Genomic DNA, 17,663 nt, shown 5'->3' on the forward strand with positions numbered 1-17,663 from the left:
TTAGCCGGTTGCACCGCACGATGCACCCATCCTAGGAAATGCGTGTGCGAGGCGGTAGCCACATGACTGTCACCGATCTGAACCTGATGCGCGGTGCGCCGGCGTCCATCGATGTCGATGCTGAAATCGACTTCTGGCGACGCGCGTATCGCGACCATCCCGCATTCAGCCCGCGCCGGGATTTCGCCGACTATGAACTCGCGATCCGGATCGGAATCGAGGCTTTCGCCGAGGATTCCGAACGCACGTTCGAGGACTGCCGGGACACGCTCGAGGACGCCTACAACACGCGCGCAGGATCGCGTCGGCTGCACTGGTACGAAGCGGGTTCCGCCGCCGCCGCGGCGTGGCACCGGCTGGTTCGCCACCATCGCCTGCGTCCGGCCCCGGTGGATGGCCACGGCCCGACCACTCGCGACCCAACCGACACCGCACTCGCCAGCTGACATCGCGAGCCGGCCCGCGCCGATCCGGAATCGCGGTACCGCGACTACTACATCTGGTCCGACCAGCCGGTCAAGACGGATATCGAACCGATATCCCCATCGTCGAGAACGATGTGTGGACCTGGGACGAACAGGCCGTGGTACCCGATGGTCGGCTGCGTCATGCCGGTCTCCTGCGTGGCGAACGCGCGGGCCGGAACCAAAGGTAGAACCTCGAGGTTGCGGGCACGTGAACCCCACTCGCGGCACCCGCTCACGTGTCCTTGGCGCCGCATCCGGTATTCCGACGGGGTGACTCCACCAGGAGCAATGATGGTCCGCCACCGCAGCCGCAGGTCCGAAGGCGGCGCAATGGCGCTGGTCATCGTCGACATGATCAATCCGCTCGATTTCCGCGGCGGCGCTGCGGTCCTGCCCCGCGCCTTGGCCGCAGCCCGCCGGATCGATCGCTTGAAGCAGCGCCTGAAGGCCGGCGGTAACCCGGTGGTCTACGCCAACGACAACTTCACCAAATGGCGGATGGGCTTCAACGAGATCGTCGCGATCTGCGCCAATGGCAGCCGCGGTGCCGACATCGCCCGGTTGCTTGCGCCCGAACCGGATGACCACTTCGTGCTCAAGCCCAAGCACTCGGCGTTCTTCGAGGCGCCGCTGGAAACACTGCTGGCAAAACTGAAGACCCGTCGCCTGGTCATCACCGGCCTGGCCACCGATGGCTGCGTGCTGGCGACCGCCATGGACGCGCACATGCGCGAGTACGAGGTGCATGTGCCACGCGATTGCGTAGCCGCCGCGAGCGACGCCCGGACCACCCGCGCACTGGAACTGATGAAAACGGCGATGGATGTCGACGTGCGCGCATCGCGCTACGTCCAGCCCTGACCCGTCCCTGCGCCACGCCATCGTGACATCCCCTATTCCCCCATCGTGATAACAGAAGACCCATGAGCACTGCACGGACACTGCCGGTCTGGTCGCCCCGGATGGAATTCAACACGAGGTTCCTTACGTCGCCGCCCTCGACCGAGGAGGATGTCATCGTCATCGGCGCCGGCATCGCCGGACTGGTGACGGCGCTGTGCGTCGCCCGCGAAGGGCTCAAGGTGCTGGTCGTCGACCGACAGGGCATCGGCGAGGGCGAGTCGTTGCGTACCACCGTGCACCTGGCCTCGGCGCTGGACGACCGCTACTACAACCTCGCGCATTGGCACGGCGCCGACGGAGCCCGCCTTGCCGCGGCGAGCCATGCCGCGGCGATCGACTGGATCCAGCACGAGGTGGCCGATGTCGACGGCGGCTGCGGTTTCCGACGGGTGCCCGGCTACCTGTTCTCGCACGACGGCGACACCAGCCGCTTGCGCAAGGAGGTCGAGGCTGCGATCGATGCCGGACTGGATGCGGTCTATCTCGAAAGCGGCATCCCCGGCCTGCCCGGGTTCGGCCCGGCGCTCCGGTTCGAGCGACAGGCACGCGTCGACATGGATGCCTTGCTGGAGGCGCTCGCCGGCAAGTGCGATGCGCTCGGGGTGCGTTTCCTCAAGGCCGATGTCGACGAGGTCGAAGGCGCCCCGCGGCCGCGGATCACGCTGGCGAACGGCGCTGTCGTCCGCGGCTCGGCGGTGGTGGTCGCGACCAATGTGCCGTTCCACGAGCGGATTCCGGTGCATACCAAGGTCGCGCCCTATCGCAGCTACGTGGTCGCCGGCCCCGTCCGCGACGGTGCGTTGCCCGACGCCCTGATCTGGGACGACGGCGACCCGTACCACTATGTCCGGCTGGTCGATGCCCGCGACGGCTCGGGCCGCCTGGTACTGGTCGGCGGCGAGGACCACAAGACCGGCCAGGACGACGACACCACCGCGTTCGTGCGCCTGCAGGCCTGGGCCCGCGAACACCTGCCCGGCATCGAGTCGTTCACCCACGGCTGGTCCGGCCAGATCATCGAACCGGCCGATGGCCTGGCCTTCATCGGTGCCGATCCCGGCGGCGAGGAGAACGTCTACATCCACACCGGCGACTCCGGCAACGGCGTGACCCATGGCACGCTAGGTGGACTGCTGCTGACCGACCTGATCCTGGGACGCGCCAATCCGTGGGCCGCTCTTTACGACCCCGTGCGCAAGATGGTCAAGTCGCCCGGCGGCTGGTTGCACGAGAACGCCAACGTCGCACTGCAATACCGCGACTGGGTCGGCGGCGGCGATATCGACGACCCCGAAACGCTGGCTCCCGGCGAAGGCGCGGTGATCCGGCACGGCATCCACCGGGTCGCCGCCTATCGCGCCGGCGACAACGAGCTGCGGACCTTCTCCGCCCGCTGCCCGCACCTGGGCTGCGCGGTGCGCTGGAGCCCGCAGGAGAAATCCTGGGATTGCCCATGCCATGGCTCGCGCTTCGACGGCCAGACCGGCGCGGTCCTGAACGGACCGGCCCACACGCCGCTGCAACCGATGCCGTGGCCACCGGGTGCTAACGGTGGCGCGTGATACGCACCCAGCCGACGACGCCGAGGCCCACGGCGAACGCGGCATAGGCGGCGACCATCGCCCCGCCGGACAACCGGCTGTCGAAGCCGGGAGTCAAACGACGCGGCACCACGTGGTAGTCGACCACGTACGCCGTGGTCGCGGTGACCGCGGCGGCCGCGACCACGGTCGAGGGATGGCGTGCGCGGCGGATCGCGTACTCGTGGAACGCGGCCCAGAAGATCGAACTCGCGTGGTGGATGCCATAGCCGACCGCGGTATGCCGCAGCGACGGACGGTCCTCGCGCTTGGCCCGGTCGCCCCAGAACCAGTGGCTGGTGGCGTTGGTGCCGCCGACCGCCGACCCCGATTGCCAGTGGCTGCAGCAGGACACGGCGAACGTCGACAACACGCTGGCCACCGATCCCGACACCAGCGTGTTGCGCGCCAACGCACGCCAGTCGGTGCGGGGGGATGAGCCATGCGGGTGCTGCTCGCCGGAGCGACCGGGATGATCGGGCAGGCCCTGCTGGGTAAGCTGGCTGCGGCGGGTCATGAGGTCGTCCTGGGTGTGCGGGATGTCGAACGGACGCGTCGGCAGTGGCCGGGGTCGAGGGTCGTCCATCTGGACTACGCCGAGCTTGGCCAGGAACCTCCGGGCCACGCACGTCAGTGGCAGACCCAACTCGCGCAGATCGAGGCCGTCATCAACGCGGTCGGCATCTTCCGCGAACAGGGTAGCCAGACGTTCGATGCACTCCACGTGAAAGGTCCCGGCGCGCTGTTCGAGGCGGCCGCGGCGGCCGGCGTCAGCCGCATCGTCCAGATCTCCGCGCTGGGCGCAGAACCCCGCAGCCAAGCCGGATACCTGGCTTCGAAAGGCCTAGCCGACGAGGCGTTGTTGCGGCTGGACGTCGCGGCCACGGTGGTCCAGCCGTCACTCGTGTTCGCATCCGAGGGACCGAGCACGCGATGGTTCGCGCTGCTGGCGGCGTTGCCGGTGACGCCGCTTCCCGGCGGCGGAAAGCAGTGCATCCAGCCGGTGCACCTGGACGATCTCGGCGACGCCGTGGTGCGCCTGCTGGGCAGCCATGCGCCACCGCGGCGGCTGCACGCCGTGGGCGCGAGGCCGCTGACACTGCGGGGGTACCTCGCGTGCCTCAAGCAGGGGCTCGGGTTCTCCGGTTGGTTCCTGCCGGTACCGCTGGGCCTGACACGGGCCATGTCACGGTTGCTGGCGCTGCGGCCCGGCAGCCTCGTAACGCCCGAGGCATTGCGCATGCTGGAGGCGGGCAATGTCGGCGATCCCGGCGGGTTTGCCGCCGTGCTCGGCCGGTCGCCGAAAGACGCCGGCGACTTCGTCGCCGAACCCCACCGCGCGACGATGCGCCGCACCGCCCAGTTGGACTGGCTGGTGCCGCTGCTGCGATATGCGGTGGCGATCATGTGGATCGCGACCGGGATCGTCTCGGCCTTCGTGTTCCCGGTCGAGTCGAGTCTCGACCTGCTCGCCCGCACCGGGCTGGTCGGCCTGCCGGCGCTGGTCGCGCTGTACGGCGCCGCGGCGCTCGACGTGCTGCTGGGCATCGCGCCGCTGGTGTCCACGCGACGGCGCTGGATCTACCGGCTGCAGCTGCTTCTGATCGCTTTCTATACCGCGGTCATCACGCTGTGCCTGCCCGAATTCTGGGCGCATCCGTACGGACCGGTGCTGAAGAACATGCCGCTGCTGGTCGCGATTGCCGCGCTGCACGAACTCGATGACGGCGAGGGACGATGAGCATGGAAATCATCATCGTCAAGACCCTGCACATCCTGTCCTCGACGCTGCTGTTCGGGACCGGCATCGGCACCGCGTTCTACCTGCTGGTCAGCAGCTGGAGCCGCGATGCGCACGTGGTCGCCAGCGTCGCCCGTTACGTGGTGATCGCCGACTGGATATTCACCGCCACCACCATCGTGTTCCAGCCGCTCAGCGGGATCTACCTCGCGCGCCTGATGGGCTTGTCCTTGCTGACCCCATGGCTGTACTGGTCGATCGTGCTGTACCTGATCGCGGCGCTGTGCTGGTTGCCGGTGGTGTGGCTGCAGATCCGGTTGCGCGACATCGCCATCGACGCCGCGGCGCGCGGCGTGGAATTGCCGCGGAGCTACGCCAGCCACCTGGGCTGCTGGGCCGCGCTGGGGGTCCCTGCGTTGTTCTCGTTCCTCGCGATCTTCTACCTGATGGTGGCCAAGCCGGCGTTGCAGGGTTGATGGCCAGCGCTCAGCGGCGCTGTGCCGTGTCGTGCCGGTGCGCGGCTTTCAGGAACTTCAGCAGCGCCTTCTCCCACTGCCGGGCACCACGCGCGTTGGCCGACGCGCGCGCGATTCTGCCGTCGAGCCATCCGTCGAACACGACCGGATCGATATAGGCCTTGCGACACACCGCCGGGGTGTTGCACAGCGTCGCTGCAACCGCTTTCACCACCCCGTTGCGCCGCGATGGAACCGACGCCGCATCGGGATCGTCGGGCGGCCCGGCGGCCGCGAACTCCCGGAACGCCGCGAGCGTCCCGCCCCAGGTGCGGAAGTCCTTGGCAGTAAACGCTTCGCCCATGACCTCGTGCAGGTAGGCGTTGACCTGGTCCGAATCGACGGGGCGCACGGCCCCCTCATCGTCGCGGTACTGGAACAACCGCTGCCCCGGCAACTGCTGGCAACGCCGGACGAGCCGCGACAGGCGCGCGTCGTCCACGGTGATTTCCTGTGCGGTGCCACCCTTGCCGCGAAAGCTGATCCGCGCGCGGCCACCACGCAGGAACGCGATGTGGCGATTGCGCAGGGTGGTCAGCCCGTAAGAGCGGTTGTCGCGCGCATAGCTGCCATTGCCGACGCGGGCCAGGGAATCGGCCAGCAACGCGACCACGATCGCGGCCACCTTCTGCTGCGGAAAGCCCGGCAGCGCCAGGTCCCGTCGCAACCTCCGACGCAACCGCGGCAGGTGGGTGCCGAACGCGACGATGCGATCGAACTTGCCCTCGCCGCGCACCTTCGCCCACTCCGGGTGGTAGCGGTACTGCTTGCGGCCGCGTGCATCGCGGCCGGTCGCCTGCAGGTGTCCGTTGCGGGTGCGGCATATCCAGACGTCGGTCCATGCGGGCGGCACGGCCAGTTCGCGGATGCGCTGCAGGGTCGCCTCCGAGTCGACGCGCCCGCCCTCGGCATCGAGATAGGAAAACCCCCGCCCTGCCCTGCGCCGGCGGATGCCGGGCTCGTCGTCATGGACGTAGCGCAAGCCGGCCTGGTCGGCCACGACCTGCCCTTCCGACTCCCGCGTCGAGGCGTCGATCGCATCCATTGCCGGAATGTCCGACGGCGCCTCGACTCGCGATCCGCGCTACGGCTGGACCGGCTCCAGTGCATCGCCTCCGGGTCCGATCAGGTACCAATGGCCCCACTGATCCTCGACTCCGTGGCCGGCGGTACGGCCCGCCCCGGTGTCGGCGGCATAGCGGTACAGCGGATGCTGGTTGTAGATCACCTGCACGGAGCCGTCGGCGCGGGTGATCCGGCCCAGCATCCCGGCCTGCAATTCGGGACCGACGGTCGGCGCGACCTCGCCGACGAGCACCGGCGGCCACGCCTGGGTGCACGCATCGACGCAGCCGCTGCCATCGGTGTCGCCCTCCATGAAGTACAGCGCGCTGCCGGCGCTGTTGGCCAGGTACGGCCCCGGGCCGCCGGCGGTGGCGACCTGGAGCTGACCGGCGTCGTCCGGTGCGGTGGCGTCGGCGCCCATCTGGCCGGTGCCCTCGACCCGCGCAGCATGGTTGGTGTCGGGCACCGCGACCGTCGCATCGCCGTCGGCATCACCCGGGGTCTGGTCGTCCGGTGGGCCCGGTTCGCAACCGGTCGCGAGCGCCAGCGTGATGGTCGTGCACAGGGCCAACAAAACGGTGGGGATTCGCATCGCGGTTTCCTCGCTGGATCACAACGGATCGAAGACCCATTGGTACGCGCGCGCCCGTTAATCTCGGGTCCTCTTGGCGTGCACCGGACGTGACGCCGGGCTCCGGCGCGCGTTCATCCCTGCCGCGCCAAGTCGTTGATAATGCGGTGATGTCTCTCCCCGCAACACCCCTGGACGGGTTCCATCCCGCCGTCGCCGGATGGTTCGCCCGGACCTTCCCGGCACCGACCGAGGCGCAGGTACAGGCGTGGCCGTCGATCCGGTCCGGGCGCCACACGCTGGTGGCGGCGCCGACCGGTTCGGGCAAGACCCTGACCGCCTTCATGGCCGCGATCGACGGGCTGGTCCGCGAGGGACTGGCGGCCGGCGGCGAGTTGGCGGACGAGACCACCGTGGTCTACGTGTCGCCGCTGAAGGCGCTGTCCAACGACATCCACCTGAACCTCGAGGCGCCGCTCGAGGGCATCCGCGCCGAACTGGCGCGGCAAGGCCTGCCCGATGTCGCGATCCGCACCGCGGTGCGCACCGGCGACACCTCGCAGGCCGAGCGCAACCGGATCTGGAAACAGCCGCCGCACATCCTGGTGACCACGCCGGAGTCGCTGTACGTGCTGCTCGGTTCGGCGTCGGGCCGACGCATGCTCGCGAGCACCCGGTCGGTGATCGTCGACGAGATCCATGCCGTCGCCGCGTCCAAGCGCGGCAGCCACCTGGCGCTGACGCTGGAACGGCTGGAGTCGCTGTGCGGCCGCCGGCTGACCCGGATCGGTTTGTCGGCGACGCAGAAACCCATCGACGAGGTCGCGCGGTTCCTGGTCGGCGCCGCGGCGGTCGGTGTGGACGGCACGCCCGATTGCGAGATCGTCGACATCGGCTACACCCGCCAACGCGACATTGCGCTGGAGGTGCCACCGGTGCCGTTGCAGGCGGTGATGTCGAACGAACAGTGGGAACTGGTGTACACGCGTCTGGCGCAGATGGTGGAACAGCACCGGACGACGCTGGTGTTCGTCAACACCCGGCGGATGGCCGAGCGCGCGGCCCGGCACCTGGCGGAACGACTCGGCAAGGAAGTCGTGGCCGCGCACCACGGCAGCCTTGCGAAGGAGTTGCGGCTGGACGCCGAGCAGCGACTGAAACGTGGCGAGTTGCGGGTGCTGGTGGCGACCGCGTCGCTGGAGCTCGGTATCGACATCGGCGACGTCGACCTGGTCTGCCAGCTCGGTTCTCCGCGCTCGATCGCGGCGTTCCTGCAGCGTGTCGGTCGCTCCGGTCACCATGTCGGCGGCACCCCGAAAGGCCGGTTGTTCCCACAGTCGCGCGACGACTTGGTCGAGTCGGCCGCCCTGCTCGACTGCGTGCGCCGCGGCGAGCTCGACGCGCTGGAAATCCCGCGGGCGCCGCTGGATGTGCTGGCGCAACAGATCGTCGCCGAGGTCGGCGCGACCGAATGGGAAGAGGGCGCGCTGTTCGACCTGCTGCGCCGCGCGTGGCCGTACGCGCAATTGCCGCGTGGCGAGTTCGACGCGATCGTGCGGATGCTCGCCGAGGGATTCACCACTCGCCGCGGCCCGCGTGCGGGCTACCTGCATCGCGATGCCGTCCACCGTCGTCTGCGCGGCCGCAAGAATGCGCGCATGACCGCGCTGATGTCCGGCGGGACGATTCCCGATACCGGCGACTATGCGGTGGTGCTGGAGCCGCAGGCGATTTCGATCGGCAACGTCAACGAGGACTTCGCGATCGAGAGCCTCGCCGGCGACGTGTTCCAGCTGGGCAATGCGAGCTATCGCATCCTTCGCGTGGAGGCCGGCCGGGTGCGGGTCGAGGATGCCCAGGGCGCGCCGCCGAGCATCCCGTTCTGGCTTGGCGAGGCGCCCGGCCGGACCGACGAACTGTCGGTCGGTGTGTCGCGCCTGCGCGAGGAAATCGCGACCCGTCTCGCCCCCGGCGATGGCTCACAGGCGGATGTCCCGCTGGAGTCGCGCCACCCCGTCGCGATGCAATGGCTGCTGGATGAGCTCAAGCTCGACCAGAACGCCGCGGCACAGTTGCTCGGCTACCTCGCCTACCAGCACGCCACGCTGGGCGTGCTGCCAACCCGGCAGCTGATCGCGATCGAGCGGTTCTTCGACGAGTCCGGCGGCACCCAACTGGTCATCCATTCGCCATACGGCAGCCGGCTCAACCGCGCCTGGGGCCTGGCGCTGCGCAAGCGCTTCTGCCGCAAGTTCAACTTCGAACTGCAGGCGGCGGCGACCGAAGACGCGATCGTGCTGTCGCTGTCGACCAGCCACAGCTTTCCGCTGATCGACGTGTCGCATTACCTGCATTCCAGTTCGGCCCGCGAGGTGCTGGTACAGGCCTTGCTCGACGCACCGCTGTTCACCGCGCGCTGGCGCTGGAACGCCACCAACGCACTCGCCCTGCCGCGTTTCAGTGGTGGCAAGCGGGTGGCGCCGCAACTGCAGCGCATGCGCAGCGAGGACTTGTTGGCGACGGTGTTCCCGGACCAGGTTGCCTGCGCCGAGAACCTGGTCGGTGAGCGCGAGGTTCCGGACCATCCACTGGTCGCGCAGACGCTGCACGACTGCCTGCACGAGGCGATGGATGCCGCCGGCCTGGTGGCGCTGCTGGAATGCATGGAAAACGGCAACGTCCAGGTCATCGCCCGCGACCTGACCGGCCCGTCGCCGTTCGCCGCCGAGGCGCTCAACGCGCGGCCGTACGCGTTCCTCGACGATGCCCCGCTGGAGGAGCGCCGCACCCAGGCCGTGATGGCGCGGCGCTATGCCGACGCCGAAAGTGCCGACGACCTCGGTCGGCTTGACCCGGGTGCGATCGACGCCGTGCGCGCCGAGGCCTGGCCCGAAGCACGCAATGCGGACGAAGTGCACGAGGCGTTGATGGGTCTGGGCTTCGTCACTTCCGCCGAGGCGCGCGCCAACGACGGTTGGCTGGCGTGGCTCGCCGACCTTGCCGCCGCCGGCCGCGCAACGCTGGCGGACATCGGCGACGGTGTCTGGGTTGCGGCCGAACGACTGCCGCAGCTGCAGGCATTCGGCGCCGCAAGCACGTCGCCCATGATCCGGATTCCGGAAGAATTCGCGGTGGCGTGGACGCCAGAAGACGCCGCGTGCGAGCTGGTCCGCTCGCGCCTGACCGGGCTCGGCCCGACCACGATCGCCGACCTGGCCGCGACCGGTGTACCGAAGGCGCCAACCATCGAAGCCGCCCTGCTGCGCCTCGAAAGCGAGGGCTACGTCATGCGCGGCCGCTTCACGGCCCCGACCGGCGACGAGGAATGGTGCGAACGCCACCTGCTGGCGCGTATCCACCGCTACACCATCGGCCGACTGCGACGCGAGATCGAGCCGGTCGAGCCGCGCGACTTAATGCGCTTCCTGTTCGACTGGCAGCGCGTGTCGAAAGCCGCCCGCGTCAGCGGCCCCGAGGCGTTGGCCGGGGTGCTGGCACAACTCGAAGGTTTCGAGGCCCCCGCGGCCGCATGGGAAAGCGAAGTGCTGCCCGCGCGCCTGACCGATTATTCGATCTCCTGGCTCGACGACCTGTGCACGACCGGTCGCATCACCTGGGCACGGCTGCGAGAAAGCAGCACGGTCAATGCCGGTGGCCGCGCGGGCCCGGTGCGGGCGACGCCGATCGTGCTGCTGCCGCGGCGTCGGCTGGCCTTGTGGAGTTCGCTGGTCCGCGATCGCGGGCAGTCGGAGGCGCCGCTGAGTTCGCGCGCCGAGCGCGTCGTCGAGTACCTCGGCACCTACGGCGCGTCGTTCTTCGACGACCTCGTCGACGGCGCCCACCTGTTGCGGGTCGAGCTGGAAGATGCCCTCGCCGAGCTGGTCGCGCGCGGTCGTCTGCACTGCGACAGTTTTGCCGGCCTCCGGGCGTTGCTGGTTCCGGCCTCCAAGCGCCCTTCGGCGGTGTCGCGCCGTGGCCGACGCGTGGCCCTGTTCGGAATCCAGGATGCGGGGCGATGGACGCTGAGCCGCCATCCGGACACCGAACGTGCGAGCGGAAACGATCCGCAAGCGGTCGAGCACGTCGCCCGCACCCTGCTGCAGCGCTACGGCGTGGTGTGCTGGCGCCTGCTCGAACGCGAAGCCGGCTGGTTGCCGTCGTGGCGCGAACTGCTGCGGGTCTACCACCGGCTGGAAGCGCGCGGCGAGATCCGCGGCGGTCGCTTCATCGCCGGCATCTCCGGCGAACAGTTCGCCCTGCCGGACGCGATCGGCGCACTACGTCAGGTCCGCAAGCGCGCCCATGACGGCGAGTTCACCAGCCTGTCCGCACTGGATCCGCTGAACCTCGTGGGCAGCCTGTTGCCGGGCACCCGGGTTCCGCGCCAACTCGGTGGGCGCGTGCTGTGGCAGGACGGTGTGCCGCTGGCCACGCTGGTCGCGGGCAACGTCGAATTCCTGGCGGACCTGCCATCCGAAGCCCGGCGCAACGCGAAACGCGCCCTGCTACGCGAGCCCGACCCCGCCGCCATGGTGGCGATGCCAAGGACCGACGCCACGGCCCCGCAAGCAGTGGAATAGACACCGCATTGACGCGCCGCCGCCCATTGTCCGGAGGCGGCACACAGGTGCCGCATCCGCATCAACGGGTACCCGAGGAGGTCGCGTGAACATCCGAACCACCGCCGTCGTCCTGCCAATCCTGCTTGCGATCGGAGCGGGATGCGATCGCCGTGACGCCGAACCGATCGAGCCGTCCGACACCGCGACCACCGTCGTCGACGACACCGCGGCGACCGCCCCGACGTCGACCATCCCGTCCGCGACCGAATCCTGCGCCGGGCTCACCGGCGATGCGAAAACCGATTGCCTGACGCGCACCAATGACGAGGCATCCCGGACAGAACCACCGGCGACACCGGAACCCGATGCCGGTGGCGACGCTCCGTCCGGCTGATTCGTCCAAACAGTACCGAATGTTGCAGTAGCCGGGCTGGTGTCCGTACTGTGGCCCGAACGTACCCGGGGACACCACCATGCATCGAACCCTTATCGCACTTGCCGCCAGCCTCTGCTGCGCTTCCGCGATGGCCGCCACCGAACCGGCGCCGCCGGCCGGAGTGGCGCAACTGCACGACATCGCCGTTGCGCCCTCGCCCGCCCGGATCGAGGCCGACATCCGTACCCTGGTCGACTTCGGCACCCGCCACACCTTGTCGGAAACCGAAAGCGACACCCGCGGCATCGGCGCGGCGCGACGCTGGATCAAGGCCGAGTTCGACCGGATCTCGCAGGCCTGCGGTGGGTGCCTGGAGGTCAAGTACGTCAGCGGCATGGTGTCGGGCGAGAAGCGCATCCCCGACCCGGTCGAGGTGGTCAGCGTGATCGCGATCCAGCGCGGCAGCAGCGATCCCAACCGCTACGTGGTGATGAGCGGCGACATCGACTCGCGGGTGTCCGACGTCATGAACTTCACCTCCGACTCGCCGGGCGCCAACGACAACGCCTCCGGCATCGCCGGCACGCTGGAGGCCGCGCGGGTGCTGTCGAAGTACAAGTTCAACGGCTCTATCGTTTACGCCGCATTGGCCGGCGAGGAGCAGGGCCTGTTCGGCGGCAAGATCCTCGCCGAGCATGCAAAGGAGAACGGCTGGCGCATCGAGGCGCTGCTCAACAACGACATGATCGGGAATATCGAAGGCGTCAACGGCGTCATCGACAACACCACCGCGCGCGTGTTCTCCGAAGGCACCCGGGTCAACGAGACCCCCGAGGAAGCCCGCGAGCGTCGCTTCACCGGCGGCGAGGTCGACTCGCCGTCTCGCAACCTCGCCCGCTACATCGACCGCATGGCCGACGAGTACGTGCCCAACCTCGACGTGATGATGGTCTACCGGCTCGACCGCTTCGGCCGTGGCGGCCACCACCGCCCGTTCAATGACATCGGCGCGCCGGCGGTGCGGGTGATGGAAACCAACGAGAACTACAACCGCCAGCACCAGGACCTGCGCACCGAGGACGGTATCGTCTACGGCGACACCATCGACGGCGTCGACTTCGACTACGCCGCCAAGCTGACCGCACTCAACGCCGTCGCCCTTGCCGGCATGGCCTGGGCGCCGCCGCCGCCGGCGGAGGTCGAGATCGAAGGCGCGGTCAGCCCTGACACCACCCTGCGCTGGACCCGGCCGCCGCAGAGCCAGGCACCGCACCTGGCCGGCTACCGCATCCACTGGCGCCTGACCACCGAACCGCAGTGGACCAACAGCATCTACGTCGGCGACGTCGCCGAGTACACGCTGGAGAACATCGTCATCGACAACTACTTCTTCGGCGTATCGGCCGTCGGCGAGAACGGCGCGCAGAGCCCGGTGGTGTTCCCGGGTGCGGCCGGCAGCTTTGGCGGGTATACCGTGACCGAGACGCCCTAGACACGACCGCCCTATTCGAGCAGGCCTATCTCGGCCAGCGCCGCGATGACCTCGTCGCGGCTCCCTGCCCCGTCGAGCGGCCAACCGGTGACCTTGGCCTTCAGTTCTCCATCCTTGAAGAAGTAGAAGTTCGGCGTTGCCCACTCGTCGATCGCCGGCCACTCGCGTGCATCGACCGCGAGGGTCATTTCGACGGACGGATGCTCACGGTTCCACTGCTGCATCCGCTCAACGTCAAGACGATGAGACTGTGGCGCGAGCCAGCGGGCATGCTCGGCAAACAGCGGCCCCAATACCGGATCGGGCTCGATGGCCGCCATCGCGCTGCGCGAAAACCCGCAGTCGGGATGCGCGACCACGACCACCGTTGCCGGAACGTCGAGGTCGACGGCCTGATGGACCAGTTGGTATTGGTCGGGGCTGACCGCCCATTCGGTCGGTCCAGTGTGTCCCGCCGGAACCTTTTCGGCGATCGGCGGTGTCGTCGCCAGCTCCATGGCGGGATGGGACTGCGCCAACGCATCGGCACGTTCGAAATCACGGGCCAGCACCAGCGCGCCATGCATCACCCGATAGTCGAATTTACTCGCGAGAGCCCGCGCCTGCAGCTCGGCGAGCTGGCGATCCATGGCGTCGAAGTACTTCGGATCCTTGGTCCAATCCACCGCGAGAGTCGCAGCCCGGAAAAGCAAGTGCAAATCGCTGTCCGAAACCGCATCCAGCGAAGCGCTGGCCGTGTCGAACAGCCGATCGTAGCCATCGCGGATGGCGCGCGAACGGCCTGCATCGGTCACGCCCGCGTCAGTGCTTTCCGGCATATCCTCGATCGCGCGCAGCTGATCGAACTTGCGACCGATCGCCGTCGGTTCCTGCGGTACCGGCCAGCGCGACGGCACGTCGTTGCGGTTCACATCGCGCGCATCTCGCAGCATGGAAGCCGGAGCCTGCAGGTCGAACAGCGCCATCACCTCACGGATTTCCTCGGCGGTCAACTCGGCCATCAGTTCGCCGGTGCTGAACTCGGTAATACCCCGTTGGTTGAAATCGACGCCGTCCAGAAAGCGGCGGAGGCCCATCGGCGACAAGCGCGACAGCGGTGATTCTTCAATCGGCGTGGCGGCGAGGTATTGCTGCAAGGCCGCGTCAGACTGGATCGGAAGCGGCACATCGCGAGGTGCGCCCTCGGCCAAGGCGATGCCGGACAACAGCACCAATGCGGTCGCTACGGCTGCGGAACGGATGGCTCGCATTTCATGCAGCTCCCTGTCCAACGAATCGCCAATCTAACCGGGAGCCAAGGTCAGGGGAAGGACGCCACTAGAACGTGATCGGCACCCGTGCGGTCAGGGTCATGTCCGGGGTGTCGCGGGTCACGCCGACGCCGAGGGCGACATTGAGGGTGTAGCGCTCGTCGAACCGGTACGACGCGCCCAGCAGCAAGGTGCCGAGGGTGACGCGCACCGCGCCCGGGGCGTCGCCGCCGTTCTGCTGGGTCTTGCCGACGAAGCTTGCGTCGTAGCCGATGCTGATCGCGGCCTTCTCATTGAGCGCTAGCCCCATGCCGACGTTGAAGCCCCAGATGTCGCCGGCTTCAATGTCGCCAATGGGCTCGGTCGTGGTTTCCGGCAGGGGCGCCGAGGCGCCTGTCAGCACGGTCCGGGACACGTCCTCGCGCTTGAAGTTGTGCAGATAACTGAAGCTGCCGAAGAACACCACCGGGTCGGATGGGTACAGCCAGGTCAGGCCGGGCTGCAACGAGGCGAATCCGCTGCCGGTCGGCAGTTCCAGTGGCAGGCCGGTGCCGGTGGCATTGGCGACGCAACGGGTCACGCAGTCGGTCACGACCTCGAACGGATCGGTGCCCGTGCGGCTCTTGTAGCGCAGCCAGCCGACGTAGAACGGTTTGTCGGGACCGCCGCGGTTGAGCTGGTAGCGCCCGGTCAGCTCGACATCGCCAAGCCCCTTGCCGTCGGAATTGAACACGCTGTCGATCGCCGAGCCGGTGAAGATCTCGCGGCTGACGGTATCGCTGTTGCTGTAGACATACGGCACCCTGGCTTCCAACTCGAAGCGGTTGCTGAGACCGTAGCGCCCGGTCAGCGTGAGCGTGCCGGTGCTGGTCTTGACCTGGCGCACGTCGATCAGTCCGATCAAGATCGCCGGGATCACGGTGTAGCCGACCAGCGCGACGCGATTGCTCGACGAGTAGCCGAACTGCAGCGACGGCTCAAGCACGAAGGTTCCCTGCGGGGTCAGCACGCCGGGCTGGTCGAAGATCTGGGCGACCTCCGGTGGGCGCAGGCTCTGTTCGGGAGCGCGACCGACCGGTTGTTCCGGGGCGCTCTGGACGCCGTCGGCCGAGGCTGTTTGTGCAACCGGCTGCGTCGAAGGACCAGCTACCGCTTCGGTCGGCACCACCGGCACCGCCGCATCCTGGGTGCCACGCGCACGAGCCATGCCGAGACGTTCCGCGTCCAGCGCCCTTTGCAGTTCGGCGACATTGCGCTCCTGCGCCTCCAACAACTCGCGCAGGCCATCCAGCCGCGCCGTCTGGGCGTCGACCTGTTGCTGCAACGACTGCAGCTGCAAATCCCTCTCGCCGCCGGCGGCGACGTCCTGCGCCACCGCCTGCCCTGCGATACCGAATGCGAGGCCGTTGGCGACCACCATCGAGATGGCGGTGAAGCGTGTCATGGCGAACGAATGTCCCGTGGGTCTGTTCATCTGGCCGGTCCGTCCTTGCGCGTTGGGAACCCGTCGGTCAGGGCGCTCCGGCCGCGGTGTTCAGGGCGTCCTGCAATGCCGCGTTGGCGTTGAGTTGCTGGAACATTCCCAACGTCCCGACGCCGACGTCGAGCGTGGTCAATGCCCGGACCTCCTGGCCACCCAGGGTGTTCTGGATCACCACGCCGTTGATCGCGGTTGATGGGGTGAACGCATTTCCCTCGCCAACCTGGACGAGCAGTCCCCGGTTCATTTCCGCGAGATCCCGCGCCTGCGCCGCCGTCATCCGGGCCACGTCGGGGATGTGGACGCTGGCGCTCGCCACCAAGGTGCCGTTGACGTGCACCACGCGCTCGATCCCGAACGACAACGCCAGCCCCGACGGCAACTGGAATCCGCCGCGCGTGCGTTCCAGCCGCTCCGGCGCAACCGCCACCCATTCCGGCCCAAGCGCGCCGACGGTGGCTTCGCCCGGCCCGGCGGCGACGCACGGCCAGGCCGTTGCGAACCACATGGCGGCGGCGGTAGGGAGCCAAAGAGTTCGCATCAGATATCCCCCGGCCCGAACTTGGGCATCACGACCTCGCGCAAACCATGCCGGCCGATCCCCGACTGCAGCGGTGCCGGCGGCGCGGTGCGCCAGTCGCGTGGATGGTTGAAGCGGGCCAGTTCGCGACGGTTGTGGACCACGAACAGCACGCCGTTGTCCCACAGCGCCTCGAAGCGTCCGCGCGACATCGCCCGGGTACCGCGCGCCGGATCGCCCAGCAACACCCGTCCGTCGCGCATGCCCTTGACCACGACGAAGTGGCGATAGCCGCGGTCGTTGAGCAGCACGATCGCCGGCAGCCCCTCTTCCAGCAGCTTGTCCAGCGGCAATTCGAAACCGTCCGCGGTGAACCCCAGCGACTGCAGGTAGCGCTGCATGTCCAGCAGCGAGAAACCCTCGCTGCGGATCTTGCCCTGGTCGCCGTTGCGGTACATCTGCAGGAACACGTCGGACTCGCTGACCGGATGGCCGTACTGGAACGTCAGCAGGGTCGCGGTCGCCGCCGAGCCGCAGCTGAAATCGTACTGTTGCGGCACCGTGGTCTTGAACCGCGCCTCCTTGAGACTGGTCACCTTGAGCGTGTAGCTGCCGCTGTGCGGCGTTCGCAGTTCGACCGACGATGCGGCCACCAGCACCGGCGCGGCCATCATCGCCACGCCCAGCGCGAGGCCAAGCTGCAGTGGACGGGTCATCACGACCCCGGTGGCCCGAACTGCACGTTGACGATCATGGCGTTCTGGATCAACACGTTCGATCCGCTGTTCTGGATCACCGTCGACACCCCGGCGGCATTGCCGAATGCGCCGCCATCGATGAGGTTGGCGCCGCTGATGATGTGGTCGGCGCTGTTGCCCACGACCTCGCCGTCGACCCGGATGTCGTTCTCGACAATGCTCTCATCGCCGCCTCGCAGTCGCTCCAGCGCGGAGGCATCGATCGGCTGGCCGATGCCGGCGATTTCGAGATTCGACGACGCCGGATCGGCGGGTTCGGCCGCGGACGCGAATCCGCCGATACCGAAAGACAGCAGCAACAGCAGTCCCTGATAAGTCCGCATGGCCCTCTCCTCGACTGTCGCGCGAATGCGCCGCGGCATTACGGCCACGGCGCATCGCGA

General features: G+C 68.3%; 17 protein-coding genes. 8 read left to right on the plus strand and 9 right to left on the minus strand.

Translation table 11 applies throughout. The features are described 5' to 3' along the window. Positions 1 to 62: 62 nt before the first annotated feature. Positions 63 to 446, plus strand: coding sequence for a hypothetical protein (locus SNE34_RS11690; protein ID WP_332617422.1), 384 nt, complete (start codon positions 63 to 65; stop codon positions 444 to 446). A 47-nt stretch (positions 447 to 493) separates the two neighbouring features. Here SNE34_RS11690 and SNE34_RS11695 read toward each other — a convergent pair whose 3' ends face one another. Continuing rightward, the gene (locus SNE34_RS11695) at positions 494 to 820 is read right to left on the minus strand and encodes a hypothetical protein (protein WP_332617424.1); all 327 of its coding nucleotides are present in this window, start codon (positions 818 to 820) and stop codon (positions 494 to 496) included. Here SNE34_RS11695 and SNE34_RS11700 point away from each other — a divergent pair. Together SNE34_RS11700 and SNE34_RS11705 are read left to right on the plus strand one after the other, a co-directional pair. After that, positions 798 to 1,328 carry a cysteine hydrolase family protein gene (locus tag SNE34_RS11700; RefSeq protein ID WP_332617426.1) on the plus strand — a complete coding sequence of 177 codons (531 nt, stop codon included), beginning with the start codon at positions 798 to 800 and terminating at the stop codon, positions 1,326 to 1,328. The two genes, SNE34_RS11695 and SNE34_RS11700, sit on opposite strands and share 23 nt — an antisense overlap. 62 nt (positions 1,329 to 1,390) lie before the next feature. Then, positions 1,391 to 2,932 carry an FAD-dependent oxidoreductase gene (locus SNE34_RS11705; RefSeq protein WP_332617428.1) on the plus strand — a complete coding sequence of 514 codons (1,542 nt, stop codon included), beginning with the start codon at positions 1,391 to 1,393 and terminating at the stop codon, positions 2,930 to 2,932. Here the strand turns inward: SNE34_RS11705 and SNE34_RS11710 are convergent. Then, positions 2,916 to 3,467 (minus strand): hypothetical protein, encoded by a 552-nt coding sequence (locus SNE34_RS11710; RefSeq protein ID WP_332617429.1) that lies wholly within the window; start codon positions 3,465 to 3,467, stop codon positions 2,916 to 2,918. The two genes, SNE34_RS11705 and SNE34_RS11710, sit on opposite strands and share 17 nt — an antisense overlap. Between SNE34_RS11710 and SNE34_RS11715 the strand changes: the two genes are divergently transcribed. Both SNE34_RS11715 and SNE34_RS11720 read left to right on the plus strand, forming a co-directional pair. Continuing rightward, positions 3,423 to 4,691: an SDR family oxidoreductase gene (locus SNE34_RS11715; protein WP_332617431.1), complete on the plus strand. Its 1,269-nt coding sequence runs from the start codon at positions 3,423 to 3,425 to the stop codon at positions 4,689 to 4,691. The two genes, SNE34_RS11710 and SNE34_RS11715, sit on opposite strands and share 45 nt — an antisense overlap. Next, positions 4,688 to 5,167: a DUF2269 family protein gene (locus tag SNE34_RS11720; RefSeq protein WP_332617433.1), complete on the plus strand. Its 480-nt coding sequence runs from the start codon at positions 4,688 to 4,690 to the stop codon at positions 5,165 to 5,167. The genes SNE34_RS11715 and SNE34_RS11720 overlap by 4 nt, the downstream gene beginning before the upstream one ends. Before the next feature lie 10 nt (positions 5,168 to 5,177). Here the strand turns inward: SNE34_RS11720 and SNE34_RS11725 are convergent, their stop codons facing one another. Together SNE34_RS11725 and SNE34_RS11730 are read right to left on the minus strand one after the other, a co-directional pair. Continuing rightward, positions 5,178 to 6,251, minus strand: a complete 1,074-nt coding sequence (locus SNE34_RS11725) for a DNA topoisomerase IB (RefSeq protein WP_332617434.1) — start codon at positions 6,249 to 6,251, stop codon at positions 5,178 to 5,180. 39 nt (positions 6,252 to 6,290) lie between these two features. Then, positions 6,291 to 6,863, minus strand: a complete 573-nt coding sequence (locus tag SNE34_RS11730) for a COG4315 family predicted lipoprotein (protein WP_332617436.1) — start codon at positions 6,861 to 6,863, stop codon at positions 6,291 to 6,293. 149 nt (positions 6,864 to 7,012) lie between these two features. On the opposite strand from SNE34_RS11730, the gene SNE34_RS11735 reads away from it, so the two are divergent. The 3 genes from SNE34_RS11735 (at position 7,013) to SNE34_RS11745 (ending at position 13,272) form a co-directional block, all read left to right on the plus strand. Continuing rightward, on the plus strand, positions 7,013 to 11,422 hold the full coding sequence (locus SNE34_RS11735; protein WP_332617439.1) for a DEAD/DEAH box helicase: 4,410 nt from the start codon (positions 7,013 to 7,015) through the stop codon (positions 11,420 to 11,422). A gap of 85 nt (positions 11,423 to 11,507) precedes the next feature. Continuing rightward, positions 11,508 to 11,798, plus strand: coding sequence for a hypothetical protein (locus SNE34_RS11740; protein WP_332617441.1), 291 nt, complete (start codon positions 11,508 to 11,510; stop codon positions 11,796 to 11,798). A 79-nt stretch (positions 11,799 to 11,877) separates the two neighbouring features. Then, positions 11,878 to 13,272, plus strand: a complete 1,395-nt coding sequence (locus SNE34_RS11745; RefSeq protein ID WP_332617443.1) for a M28 family metallopeptidase — start codon at positions 11,878 to 11,880, stop codon at positions 13,270 to 13,272. 11 nt (positions 13,273 to 13,283) lie between these two features. Here SNE34_RS11745 and SNE34_RS11750 read toward each other — a convergent pair whose 3' ends face one another. From SNE34_RS11750 to SNE34_RS11770, 5 genes are all read right to left on the minus strand, one after another. Further along, positions 13,284 to 14,522, minus strand: a complete 1,239-nt coding sequence (locus SNE34_RS11750; protein WP_332617445.1) for a hypothetical protein — start codon at positions 14,520 to 14,522, stop codon at positions 13,284 to 13,286. Positions 14,523 to 14,589: 67 nt separating this feature from the next. Then, the gene (locus tag SNE34_RS11755) at positions 14,590 to 15,996 is read right to left on the minus strand and encodes an autotransporter outer membrane beta-barrel domain-containing protein (RefSeq protein WP_332617447.1); all 1,407 of its coding nucleotides are present in this window, start codon (positions 15,994 to 15,996) and stop codon (positions 14,590 to 14,592) included. Between the two features lie 37 nt (positions 15,997 to 16,033). Then, on the minus strand, positions 16,034 to 16,510 hold the full coding sequence (locus SNE34_RS11760) for a PASTA domain-containing protein (protein WP_332617448.1): 477 nt from the start codon (positions 16,508 to 16,510) through the stop codon (positions 16,034 to 16,036). Between the two features lie 32 nt (positions 16,511 to 16,542). After that, a complete protein-coding gene (locus tag SNE34_RS11765; protein ID WP_332617450.1) occupies positions 16,543 to 17,238 on the minus strand; it encodes a C39 family peptidase in 696 nt (231 codons plus the stop codon). Then, the gene (locus tag SNE34_RS11770) at positions 17,238 to 17,651 is read right to left on the minus strand and encodes a hypothetical protein (protein ID WP_332617452.1); all 414 of its coding nucleotides are present in this window, start codon (positions 17,649 to 17,651) and stop codon (positions 17,238 to 17,240) included. Before SNE34_RS11770 ends, SNE34_RS11765 begins: the two co-directional genes overlap by 1 nt. Positions 17,652 to 17,663: the final 12 nt, after the last annotated feature.

The sequence above is a fragment of the Novilysobacter erysipheiresistens genome, from assembly GCF_036663935.1.
GTDB classification, from domain to species: domain Bacteria; phylum Pseudomonadota; class Gammaproteobacteria; order Xanthomonadales; family Xanthomonadaceae; genus Novilysobacter; species Novilysobacter erysipheiresistens.

Coding starts and splice junctions, on each gene's coding strand:
- SNE34_RS11690 (WP_332617422.1), top strand. CDS start 63: ATGACTGTCACCGATCTGAACCTGATGCGCGGTGCGCCGGCGTCCATC.
- SNE34_RS11700 (WP_332617426.1), top strand. CDS start 798: ATGGCGCTGGTCATCGTCGACATGATCAATCCGCTCGATTTCCGCGGC.
- SNE34_RS11695 (WP_332617424.1), bottom strand. CDS start 820: ATGTCGACGATGACCAGCGCCATTGCGCCGCCTTCGGACCTGCGGCTG.
- SNE34_RS11705 (WP_332617428.1), top strand. CDS start 1,391: ATGAGCACTGCACGGACACTGCCGGTCTGGTCGCCCCGGATGGAATTC.
- SNE34_RS11715 (WP_332617431.1), top strand. CDS start 3,423: ATGATCGGGCAGGCCCTGCTGGGTAAGCTGGCTGCGGCGGGTCATGAG.
- SNE34_RS11710 (WP_332617429.1), bottom strand. CDS start 3,467: ATGACCCGCCGCAGCCAGCTTACCCAGCAGGGCCTGCCCGATCATCCC.
- SNE34_RS11720 (WP_332617433.1), top strand. CDS start 4,688: ATGAGCATGGAAATCATCATCGTCAAGACCCTGCACATCCTGTCCTCG.
- SNE34_RS11725 (WP_332617434.1), bottom strand. CDS start 6,251: ATGGATGCGATCGACGCCTCGACGCGGGAGTCGGAAGGGCAGGTCGTG.
- SNE34_RS11730 (WP_332617436.1), bottom strand. CDS start 6,863: ATGCGAATCCCCACCGTTTTGTTGGCCCTGTGCACGACCATCACGCTG.
- SNE34_RS11735 (WP_332617439.1), top strand. CDS start 7,013: ATGTCTCTCCCCGCAACACCCCTGGACGGGTTCCATCCCGCCGTCGCC.
- SNE34_RS11745 (WP_332617443.1), top strand. CDS start 11,878: ATGCATCGAACCCTTATCGCACTTGCCGCCAGCCTCTGCTGCGCTTCC.
- SNE34_RS11750 (WP_332617445.1), bottom strand. CDS start 14,522: ATGCGAGCCATCCGTTCCGCAGCCGTAGCGACCGCATTGGTGCTGTTG.
- SNE34_RS11755 (WP_332617447.1), bottom strand. CDS start 15,996: ATGAACAGACCCACGGGACATTCGTTCGCCATGACACGCTTCACCGCC.
- SNE34_RS11760 (WP_332617448.1), bottom strand. CDS start 16,510: ATGTGGTTCGCAACGGCCTGGCCGTGCGTCGCCGCCGGGCCGGGCGAA.
- SNE34_RS11765 (WP_332617450.1), bottom strand. CDS start 17,238: ATGACCCGTCCACTGCAGCTTGGCCTCGCGCTGGGCGTGGCGATGATG.